At 64.8% G+C, this 10,653-nt stretch carries 8 protein-coding genes and 1 riboswitch; of the genes, 1 reads left to right on the forward strand and 7 read right to left on the reverse strand.

Annotation, left to right across the window (positions count from 1 at the left end):
- Positions 1-124: 124 nt before the first annotated feature.
- Both QMZ05_RS38720 and QMZ05_RS38725 read right to left on the reverse strand, forming a co-directional pair.
- Positions 125-1,180 carry a hypothetical protein gene (locus QMZ05_RS38720; RefSeq protein ID WP_353705547.1) on the reverse strand — a complete coding sequence of 352 codons (1,056 nt, stop codon included), beginning with the start codon at positions 1,178-1,180 and terminating at the stop codon, positions 125-127.
- 202 nt (positions 1,181-1,382) lie between these two features.
- On the reverse strand, positions 1,383-2,489 hold the full coding sequence (locus tag QMZ05_RS38725; protein ID WP_353705548.1) for a 2'-deoxycytidine 5'-triphosphate deaminase: 1,107 nt from the start codon (positions 2,487-2,489) through the stop codon (positions 1,383-1,385).
- A 133-nt stretch (positions 2,490-2,622) separates the two neighbouring features.
- Positions 2,623-2,702, forward strand: a riboswitch (SAM riboswitch).
- Positions 2,703-2,777: 75 nt separating this feature from the next.
- On the opposite strand from QMZ05_RS38725, the gene QMZ05_RS38730 reads away from it, so the two are divergent.
- Entirely contained in the window at positions 2,778-3,971 is a 1,194-nt protein-coding gene (locus tag QMZ05_RS38730; protein ID WP_353705549.1) for an O-succinylhomoserine sulfhydrylase, read from the forward strand.
- Positions 3,972-4,058: 87 nt separating this feature from the next.
- On the opposite strand, the gene QMZ05_RS38735 is transcribed toward QMZ05_RS38730, so the two are convergent.
- The 5 genes from QMZ05_RS38735 to pimA form a co-directional block, all read right to left on the reverse strand.
- Positions 4,059-4,832, reverse strand: coding sequence for an SDR family oxidoreductase (locus QMZ05_RS38735; protein WP_353705550.1), 774 nt, complete (start codon positions 4,830-4,832; stop codon positions 4,059-4,061).
- 150 nt (positions 4,833-4,982) lie between these two features.
- Positions 4,983-6,128, reverse strand: a complete 1,146-nt coding sequence (pimD, locus tag QMZ05_RS38740; protein WP_353705551.1) for a pimeloyl-CoA dehydrogenase small subunit — start codon at positions 6,126-6,128, stop codon at positions 4,983-4,985.
- Between the two features lie 194 nt (positions 6,129-6,322).
- Positions 6,323-7,513: a pimeloyl-CoA dehydrogenase large subunit gene (gene pimC / locus QMZ05_RS38745; protein ID WP_353705552.1), complete on the reverse strand. Its 1,191-nt coding sequence runs from the start codon at positions 7,511-7,513 to the stop codon at positions 6,323-6,325.
- Positions 7,514-7,688: 175 nt separating this feature from the next.
- A complete protein-coding gene (locus tag QMZ05_RS38750) occupies positions 7,689-8,876 on the reverse strand; it encodes an acetyl-CoA C-acyltransferase (protein ID WP_353705553.1) in 1,188 nt (395 codons plus the stop codon).
- On the reverse strand, positions 8,873-10,576 hold the full coding sequence (pimA, locus tag QMZ05_RS38755) for a dicarboxylate--CoA ligase PimA (protein WP_353705554.1): 1,704 nt from the start codon (positions 10,574-10,576) through the stop codon (positions 8,873-8,875). Before pimA ends, QMZ05_RS38750 begins: the two co-directional genes overlap by 4 nt.
- Positions 10,577-10,653: the final 77 nt, after the last annotated feature.

The following is a 10,653-nucleotide window of genomic DNA, read 5'->3' on the forward strand; positions in this document are numbered from 1 at the left end:
GATCTCTCCACTCGGGCAGCGCTCGAGTGGATGGACTGTCACCCCACCTCGGTTCGCATTTCATGCGAACCGATCCCAGAGCGAGCTCCGCTCGTCTCGACCCCTCCAGGGGAGGATGTCTGAGCTAGCCGATCGACCAGACGAAGGGCGCGCCGGCGGTGCTGTTCGGCTTCAGATGCACCGGAATGTGCCGTCCGCAGCCGGCCGCCAGGCCCTCGAACAGGCCGGTCAGCACGCTGGCGCAGGCCGGGTGATAATCGGCGACATCGGCCAACAGCTTCCAGCCTTGCTGGCGGATCTCGAACTGGCCCTCGGATTCGCGGATCTCGGCGACGTCATCCTGCGACTCGAACAGCGTGCGCAGGAATGCGGCAAATTCCGTGGCACGGCCACGGCTGCCGCCGAGCGCCTGCGCGACCTCGTCGAAATACTGCATGCCAATCAGCCTGCCGGTGAGATGCAGCAGATAGTTCGCATCCTCGGGGCCGAACACCTGCACGATGACCGGCGCGGCTGTCTTCACATATTCCATCGCGTAGTTGCGATAGGCCTTCTCCAGCCGCTGGCGCGGCCAGCTGTCGACCGGCAGCGCCGGCGCGGTTCTGGAATCAAACAACGGCGCCTCGAGATGGCGCGCGAACACCAGGCGCTGGTCGACCTCGAGCGGATGATCATATTCGCAGTAATAGCCCTCGAGCCCGTCCTGCCCGTCGACGCTCTGCTTGGTGCAGACGAAGCCGAGCCTGAGATCGCCGAGGGCTGCACCATTGTTGGCGTGCCAGCCGCGCAGCATCGCGCGTGAGACCTCGCCGGGAACGCCGCAGATCGCCGTGCCTTTCCAGATCCAGCGCGGCGGCGGATAGCGGATCCAGGCCTTGCGGTCGGTCTCGTGCATGTATTCGACATGCACGCCGCCGATCCAGTTGGAGAGATAGTGATACTGCGCGGCCGCGACCGCCGGCGGCAGGCCGTCGAGGCCGAGCTTCTTCAGGCCGGGCAGGAAGCGCTCCTGCTGCTGGCGGCGAAACACGCGGAAGACGAACTCGGCGGCGTCAGTCGTACCGCGCCGCGTGACCACGGTGAGGATCAGTCCGGTGAAGAAGGCGTGATAGAGATCGGCGACGCTGCGCCACTTCCGCCATTGCGCCTGTTGCTGCGCTGAATCTGTTGCGGCGCTCATGTTCACTCCCGGTTTGTTGTTTTCTGGAATGTGTCATCGCCGAAGCGACGGTGCAACCAACACTCGGTGTCATCGCCCGACTTGATCGGGCGATCCAGTATTCCAGAGGCAGTCATTGTCGATCGAGAGGCCGCGGCGTACTGGATTCCCCGCTTTCGCGGGGAATGACGGCGGAGAATGACGCGAAATCCGACTCGCGGAATTACACGCGAAAATGCTTGGAGAGTTTCAGGCCCTGCGCCTGGTAGTTCGAGCCGATGCGCTGGCCGTAGAGCGCGTCGGGACGCTCGAGCATGCGCTCATAGACCAGACGGCCGACGATCTGACCGTGCTCGAGAATGAACGGCACCTCGCGCGAACGCACTTCGAGCACGGCGCGCGCGCCCTTGCCGCCGGCACCGGCATAGCCGAAGCCGGGATCGAAGAAGCCGGCATAATGGACGCGGAATTCGCCGACCAGCGGATCGAACGGCACCATCTCCGCGGCGTAGTCCGGCGGCACCTGCACGGCTTCCTTCGACGCAAGGATGTAGAACTCGCCGGGATCGAGAATCAGGCTGCCGTCGGGCCGCGCCTTGATCGGCTCCCAGAAATCATCGACCGCATAGCCGCCGCGACGATCGACATCGACCACGCCGGTGTGGCGCTTGGCGCGATAGCCGACGAAGCCGCCCGAGCTCTCGCCGGAGAGATCGACCGAGAGCGCGACGCCGTGGCTGAGATCGGCATCGTCGGCATCGACCAGGCGTTCGGCGGCATGCAGCGCATCGAGCTCGTCGGCGGTCAAGGTCGCCTCGCCGATCCGGAAGCGGACCTGGCTGAGGCGCGAGCCCTCGCGCAACAGCACGGGAAACGTCTTCGGTGAGATCTCGGCATAGAGCGGGCCGTGATAGCCGGCGCCGATCATGTCGAAGCGGCGGGTGCCGTCGGCGATCACGCGCGTGAACACGTCGAGCCGTCCGGTCGAGCTCTTCGGGTTGGCGGCGGCCACGATCTCCGGCGGCAGCGCCAGGCTCTCCAGCAGCGGGACGATGTAGACGCAATTGGTCTCCAGCACCGCGCCGTCGGAGAGATCGATCTCGTGCAGCTTGAGCTGGTCGATCCGCTCGGCGACCGTGGCATCGGGCCCCGGCAGGAAGCTGGCACGGACGCGGTAGGCGATGTCGCCGAGGCGCAGGTCGAGGCTCGCCGGCTGGATCTGGCTCTCGACAAAGTCGTAGGCGGGCAGAATGAGGCCGGCCTCCGCCATCTCCGCGATCATGCGGTCGGGCAGGATTCCGTTGGATTCATCTTCCAGCGTGAACGACACGGCGCGGTCCCTCGGCGATCTCTCGATATGGCCCAAAATCAACCTCTGAGCGGCCATCAAGCCCCAAAATATGGGCTTTTACGGGTTATCCGATGACCGTCTTGACGGAAAGGGCGCGAGGGAATATCAGCTGCACTTATCCCGTGGTGATTTGAGCCGGCCGGCTTGCAGCCACGTTAAATAAGTCGCTAAACAGGCCGGGGACAGTGTGATCCCGGCTTGTGGAGGTTTCTCCAGGCCGGTTTTTTTGTGGCCATTTCCGAGGGAAATGGCCACTTCGGAGGTCACATGTCTGAATCTGAAGGTACCGCCCGCTTCCGTCCCGAAACCCGCCTCGTCCATGGCGGCACGCTGCGCTCGCAGTTCGGGGAGACGTCGGAAGGACTGTTTCTCACCCAGGGCTACGTCTACGACACCGCCGAGCAATGCGAGGCGCGCTTCAAGGGCCAGGATCCCGGCTTCATCTATTCGCGCTATTCCAACCCGACGATTGCGATGTTCGAGCGCCGCATGATCGAGCTCGAGGGCGCGGAAGCCGCGCGCTCGACCGCGACCGGCATGGCCGCGGTGACCACCGCGATCCTCGCGCCGCTGAAGGCCGGCGATCACGTGGTGGCGTCGAAGGCCCTGTTCGGCTCGTGCCTCTATGTCGTGCAGGATCTGCTGCCGCGCTACGGCATCGAGACGACGCTGGTCGATGGTCTCGATCTCGACCAGTGGCAGCGCGCCTTGCGGCCCAACACCAAGACGTTCTTCCTGGAGAGCCCGACCAACCCGACGCTCGACGTGCTCGACATCGGCGCCATCGCCAAGATCGCACACAGCGGCGGCGCCCGGCTGGTCGTCGACAACGTGTTCGCGACGCCGATCTGGCAGAGCCCGCTGTCGCTCGGCGCCGATGTCGTGGTCTATTCCGCGACCAAGCATATCGACGGCCAGGGCCGCTGCCTCGGCGGCATCATCCTGTCGTCGGAAGCCTTCATCGCCGAGCACATCCATAATTTCATGCGCCAGACCGGCCCGTCGCTGTCGCCGTTCAACGCCTGGGTGCTGCTGAAGGGGCTGGAGACGCTCGGCGTCCGCGTCCGCGCGCAGACCGAGAACGCGGCCAAGATCGCCGAGGCGCTGGCGAAACATCCGAAGATCACGCGGCTGGTCTATCCGGGCCGCCCCGATCATCCGCAGGCCGCGACGGTGAAGAAGCAGATGGGCGCCGGCTCGACGCTGGTCGGCTTCGAGGTGAAGGACGGCAAGGCCGGCGCGTTCCGCTGCCTCAACGCGCTGAAGATCTCGCGCATCTCCAACAATCTCGGCGATGCCAAGAGCCTGGTCACGCATCCCGCCACCACAACGCATCAGCGTCTGGCGCCGGAGGCCCGCGCCGAGCTCGGCATCAGCGAAGGCTTTATCCGCTTCTCGGCCGGGCTCGAGCACCCAGACGATTTGATCGAGGATTTCGAGCGGGCGCTGGAGCAGGTCTAAACCTAGATCGGCAGCGGAGGTTCACCTCTCCCTTGGGAGAGGTGAAGCGAGCGCGGCTAAAGCGACTCAATCAAAGTTCATCATGCTTTACGTCGCCGCCGTCGTCACGCCGCCGTCGACCACGATGGTCTGGCCGGTCATGAACGTCGAGGCATCGGAAGCCAGATAGGCCACGGCGCCGGCGATCTCGTCGGGCTCGCCGATGCGGCGGAGCGGCGTCGACGCGGTGCGGCGCTTCAGATTGTCCGGGTCTTCCCACAGCGCGCGGGCGAAATCGGTCTTCACCAGGCCCGGCGCCACGCAATTGACGCGCACACCCTTCGGCCCCCATTCGCCGGCGAGGCTGCGGCACAGCGCAAAATCCGCCGCCTTGGAGATGCCGTAGGCACCGATCACCGTAGACCCCCGAAGTCCGCCGATCGACGAGATGATGATGACCGAGCCCTTGCCGCGTTCGGCCATCTGCGGGATCGCCAGCGCGGAGAGCCAGATGTTGCTCTTGACGTTGGAGCCCATGATCTTGTCGAAGGCCTCGTCCGTGATGTCGAGCAGCGGGCCGTAATAGGGATTCACCGCGGCGTTGCAGACCAGGATGTCGATCTTGCCGTAGTGCTTGATCGTGCCCGAGACCAGCGCCTCGACCTCCGCGCGGCGCGCGATGTTGCAGGGGATCACGAGCGCATCACCGCCGGCCTTCTTGATGCCGTCGGCGACTTCCTGGCAGGCATCCGCCTTGCGCGAGGAGATCACGACCTTGGCGCCGAGCTTGGCCAGCAGCTCGGCCGAGGAGCGGCCGATGCCGCGGCTCGAGCCGGTGACGACCGCGACCTGGCCGGTGAGATCGAACGGGGTGTTCTTCATTGTTGTTACCTCCCTGTTTGTTTCGAGCGTCATTGCGAGGAGCTCGCGACAAAATTGCACAGCAATTTTGCGCTGAAGCGACGAAGCAATCCATCTTTCCCAACGCGGTGAGATGGATTGCTTCGCTTACGCTCGCAATGACGGTGGTGCTTACGCCAGCAGTCCGCCGCTCTCGCTGACGCGACGGAGGTGGTAGTCGGTGTCGCCGAGCGTGTTCTCGATCATGGTCAGCCGCTTGAAGTAGTGGCCGATCTTGGCTTCCATGGTCATGCCGATGCCGCCGTGAAGCTGGATCGACTGCTGGCCGACGAACTTGAGCGACTTGCCGACCTGCACCTTGGCGGCCGCGACCGCGGACGAACGCTCCTTGGCATCGCTGAAGTCCGAAGCCATGGTCGCGAACATCGACATGCTGCGGGCCTGCTCCAGCGCCACGAACATGTCGGCGGCGCGGTGCTGCAGGCTCTGGAACGAGCCGATCGCAACGCCGAACTGCTTGCGGGTCTTGATGTACTCCACGGTCTCCTTGAGCGACTCGTCCATCGCGCCGACCGCCTCCGCGCACAGCGCGGTGCGGGCTTCGTCCGCGACGCGCTCGATCAGCGGCAGGCCGTTCTCGGGATCGCCGATCGCAGCGTCCGCACCGACCTCGACATTGGTGAAGGTGATGTCGGCTGCGTGCAGGCCGTCCTGGGTCGGATAGCCCTTGCGGGTGACGCCCTTGGCATCCGCCGGGACCAGAAACACGCCGATGCCGGTCTTGTCGCGCTGGCCGCCCTTGGTGCGCGCGGTGACGATCAGCGTGTCGGCGTTCTCGCCGTTGAGCACGACGAACTTCTCGCCGTCGATCACCCAGCCGTCGCCCTTCTTCTTGGCCGTGGTCACGACGTCGAACAGATCATAGCGCGAGTTCTTCTCGAGCTGGGCAAAGCCGAAGGTCTTGCTGCCGTCGATGATGCCGGGGATGTACTTCGCCTTCTGCTCGGCCGAGCCGCCATGGCGCAGGAAACCGCCGGCGACCACGACGGTGGCGAGATACGGCTCAACCACCAGCGCCTTGCCGAGCGCTTCCATCACGATCATGGTCTCGACCGCGCCGGCGCCGAAGCCGCCTTCGGTCTCGGCAAACGGCAGACCCAGCAGGCCCTGCTCGGCGAGCTTGCCCCAGAGCGCTTTGCTCCAGCCGCCCTTCTCCTTCATGTACTTCTTGCGCGCATCGAAGTCGTAGGCATCGGTCAGAAGCCCGTCGATGCTTTCCTTGAGAAGCCGCTGCTCCTCGGACAGATCAAAATCCATGTTCGTTTCCTTAACTAACTGATCGTTGTTCAAACCGGGGCCTCTTCACCTCGCCCCGCTTGCGGGGAGAGGTCGGATCGCATCGACAGATGCGATCCGGGTGAGGGGGTACAGGTCTCTCGGCATTCCCTGCACGGAGAGAAGCCCCTCACCCCAACCCTCTCCCCGCAAGAGCGGGGCGAGGGAGAAGGGCATCAAAGCCCCAGCACGGCCTTGCTGATGATGTTGCGCTGGATCTCGTTGGAGCCGCCGTAGATCGAAACCTTGCGGTTGTTGAAATAGCTCGGCGCGATCTGCGCGGTCCAATCCATGCTCTCGTTCGAGCCGGCATCGCCGTGCTCGTCATAGGGCGCGGCGAACGGACCGACGATCTCCATCAGCAGCTCGGTGGTGGTCTGCTGGATTTCCGAGCCCTTGATCTTGAGCACCGAGGAGGCCGGGTTGGGCTTGCCCTTGCCGTGCTTGCCTTCGTCGGCGACGACGCGGAGCTGGGTGAGCTCAAGCGCCTTCAGCTCGATCTCGCAGGCGGTGAGCTTCTCGCGGAATGCCGGATCCTCGATGACAGGACGACCGCCGGACTCGACCTTGGAGGCCAGCGCACGGATACGGCGCAGCCGTTCCTTCGAGACGCCGACCCGGGCGATGCCGGTGCGCTCATTGCCGAGCAGGAATTTGGCGTAATCCCAGCCCTTGTTCTCTTCGCCGATCAGGTTTTCGTAGGGCACCTCGACGTCGTCGAAGAACACCTCGTTGACCTCGTGGCCGCCGTCGATGGTCTGGATCGGGCGCACGGTGACGCCCTTCGACTTCATCGAGAACACGATGAAGGAGATGCCCATCTGCTTTTTCGCATTCTTGTCGGTGCGGCAGAGACAGAAGATCATATCGGCGTGCTGGGCAAGCGTGGTCCAGGTCTTCTGGCCGTTGATGATCCACTTGTCGCCTTTGCGCTCGGCCGTGGTCTTCAGCGACGCGAGATCCGAACCGGAGCCCGGCTCCGAGAAGCCCTGGCACCACCAGTCGTCGACATTGGCGATGCGCGGCAGATATTCCTTCTTCTGCTTCTCGTTGCCGAAGGTGTAGATGACCGGGCCGACCATGCTGACGCCGAAGGCGAGCGGCTGCGGCGCGGGATAGGACTGCAGCTCTTCGTTGAAGATGTAGTGCTGCACGGTGGTCCAGCCGGTGCCGCCATGTTCCTTCGGCCAGTGGGTGACACCCCAGCCCTTCTTGTTGAGGATACGCCACCAGGTGACCATCTCGTCCTTCGACAGATGGCGGCCTTCCTGCAGCTTGCGCCTTGTCTCCGGCGGCACGTTGTTCTTGAAGAACTCACGCACCTCCTCGCGAAACGCTATCTCTTCCTTGGTGAAAGCGAGATCCATCGGATCCTCCTTTTAAAAGTTCAACTGCCTCGTCACTCTCGATGTCGTCCCTGCGAAAGCAGGGACCCATAACCACCGGCCATCGCAATTGGCAAAGCCGGCTGCCGCTCTGCCCTTTACGAAGGCCGCGGCGTATGGGTCCCGGCTCGCGCTTCGCTTGGCCGGGACGACAGAATTAGTTCAACACCTCGAACAGGCCGGCCGCGCCCATGCCGCCACCGACGCACATGGTGACGACGGCGTATTTGGCCTTGCGGCGGCGGCCTTCGATCAGCGCGTGGCCGGTGAGCCGCGCCCCCGACATGCCATAGGGATGGCCGACCGAGATCGCGCCGCCATCGACGTTGATCTTCTCCGGATCGATGCCGAGCTTGTCGCGGCAGTACAGCACCTGCACCGCGAACGCCTCGTTGAGCTCCCAGAGATCGATGTCGTCGACCTTGAGGCCGTGGCGCTTGAGGAGCCGCGGCACAGCGAACACCGGGCCGATGCCCATCTCGTCCGGCTCGCAGCCGGCCGAAACGAAGCCGCGGAAGATGCCGAGCGGCTGCAGCCCGCGCTTGGCGGCTTCCTTGTCGCTCATGATCACGGAGGCGCTGGCGCCGTCCGAGAGCTGGCTGGCATTGCCGGCGGTGATGGTGAAGCCCTCGCCGCGTACCGCCTTGAGGCTCGCGAGCCCTTCGGCCGTGGTCTCGGGCCGCGGACCTTCGTCCTGCGACAGCGTCACTTCCTTCATCGTGACCGCACCGGTCGCCTTGTCGGTCACCGCCATCATGGTGGTGATCGGCGCGAGCTCGTCCTTGAACTTGCCGCCCTGCTGCGCGGCCGCGGTGCGGCGCTGGCTCTCCAGCCCGTACTCGTCCTGCTTCTCGCGCGAGATGTTGTAGCGCTTGGCGACGATCTCGGCGGTGTCGATCATCGGCATGTAGACCTCGCCCTTGATCTTGAGCAGCGCCGGATCCTGGGCGTGGAACGCGTTCATCTTGTCGTTCTGCACCAGCGAGATCGATTCACCGCCGCCGCCGACCGCGATCTCGACGCCGTCGAAGATCACCGAGCGCGCCGCGAGCGCAATCGCCTGCAGGCCGGAGGCGCACTGGCGGTCGATGGTGGTGCCGGCAACCGTCACCGGCAGGCCGGCGCGGAGCAGCGCCTTGCGCGCGATGTTGCCGCCGGTCGTGCCCTGCTGCATCGCCGCGCCCATCACGACGTCCTCGATCTCCTTCGGATCGACCTTGGCGCGCGCCACCGCCTCGCCGATCGCGTGACCGAGCAAGGTCGCGCCCTCGGTGGCGTTGAGCGCGCCGCGATAGGCCTTGCCGATCGGCGTGCGGGCGGTGGAGACGATAACGGCGTCGGTCATGAACGGGATCCTGATGCAGCCTGTTGTTGAGCGGATTGAGAAGTCTTGGATTGAGATGTTTTGGGCTGCTGCTGCCGCAATTCGTGACGCGACAGCTTGCCAACGGGGGTGCGCGGCAGTTCGTCGACGAATTCGACCGCTGCCGGCAATTCGTGCTTGCCGACCTTGCCGGTGAGGAAGGCGCGCAGCTCGTCGATCGAGAACGGCTTCTCGCCGTCGCGCAGCTTGATGAAGGCCTTGGCCGCCTCGCCTCGGTAATCGTCGGGGATGCCGATCACGATCACCTCCTGTACGGCGGGATGGGTGTAGATCGCCTGCTCGATCATCTGCGGATAGACGTTGAAGCCGCCGGAGATGATCATGTCCTTCTTGCGGTCGACCAGATAGAAATAGCCGTCGGCGTCCATGTAGCCGATGTCGCCGGTGAGGAAGCGGTCGCCGACGAAGGCCTCCGCGGTTTCCGCCGGCCGGTTCCAGTAGCCCTTGGTGACGTTCGGGCCGCGGATGCGGATTTCGCCGACCTCGCCGATCGGCATCACCTTGGTGGAATCCTCCAGCGACACCACGTCCATCTCGATGCCGGGCAGCATCAGCCCGATCGAGCCCGGCTTCTCCGGCCCTTCCTTGGGGTGACCGGTGCCGGGCGAGCAGGTCTCGGTCATGCCCCAGCCGCTCTTCAGCTTCATGCCGACGCGGCGCTCGAAGATCTTGGCGATCTCCACCGGCAGCGGCGCGCCGCCGGAGCCCGCGACCACCAGCGAAGAGAGATCGCGCTTGTCGAGATCGGGCAGCGAGGCGATCGCGATCCACATCGTCGGCACGCCGGGAAACACCGTCGCGCGCTTGACCTCGATGTCGCGCATCACGGCCTCGACGTCGAAGCGCTGATGCAGCGAGATCAGATGGCCGCGGCGGATCACCGACAGCAGCACCACGGTCAAGGCGTAGATGTGAAACAGCGGCAGCACGCAGATCACGCGCTCGATCGCATTGCGCTCGAGCCGCCCCGGCTTGCCCCAGACATCGTAGATCGAGACCGCCGCGGTGAGATTGCCGTGGCTGAGCATGGCGCCCTTCGGCAGCCCCGTGGTGCCGCCGGTATATTGCAGCAGCGCGACGTCCTCGACGTCGACCGCCGGCCATTGCGACGGCTTCGTTGCACCATCGATGAACTGGCGATGCGTGATAACAGCGGGATTGTCCGGCAGCGCGGTCTGCGGCGTGCCGACCTTGCCCCAATTGTCATCCTCGCAAACGATCAGACGATCGAGCAGGCCCTTGGCGAGGAATTTCAGCGCGGTCGGCAACAGCGCCGAGAGGTTGCTGGTGACCAGCACGCGCGCACCGGAATCGGAGAGCTTGTGCGACAGCGCGATCTCGCCGTCGAGCGGCGACAGATGCACGACGCGCGCGCCGGCCTTCAGCGCGCCGAAGAAATTGATCGGATGATCCGGCGAATTGCCGAGGAACAGCGCGACCGACGTACCCTTGCCGTAGCCGGCCCGCATGAAGGCGGCAGCGGCGGTCTCGACCAGGGACTCGAGTTCGCCGTAGCTGATCTGCCGGTCGCGGAATTCGAGCACCGGGCGCGCGCCGAACTCGGCGGCAGCGTTGGAGAGCAGGTCCGGCAGCGTGCCGCGCGTGATCTCGTCGCTCCACTGCACGCCCTTGGGATAATATTGTTCGCCGGGATAGGTCATGACGAGATCGATTACCGTTACGTGAGGTGAGCACCGGCGCGCGGGCTCCCCTCCCCCTTGTGGGGAGGGGGTTGGGG

The sequence above is a fragment of the Bradyrhizobium sp. INPA03-11B genome (genome assembly GCF_040446015.1).
GTDB classification, from domain to species: domain Bacteria; phylum Pseudomonadota; class Alphaproteobacteria; order Rhizobiales; family Xanthobacteraceae; genus Bradyrhizobium; species Bradyrhizobium macuxiense_A.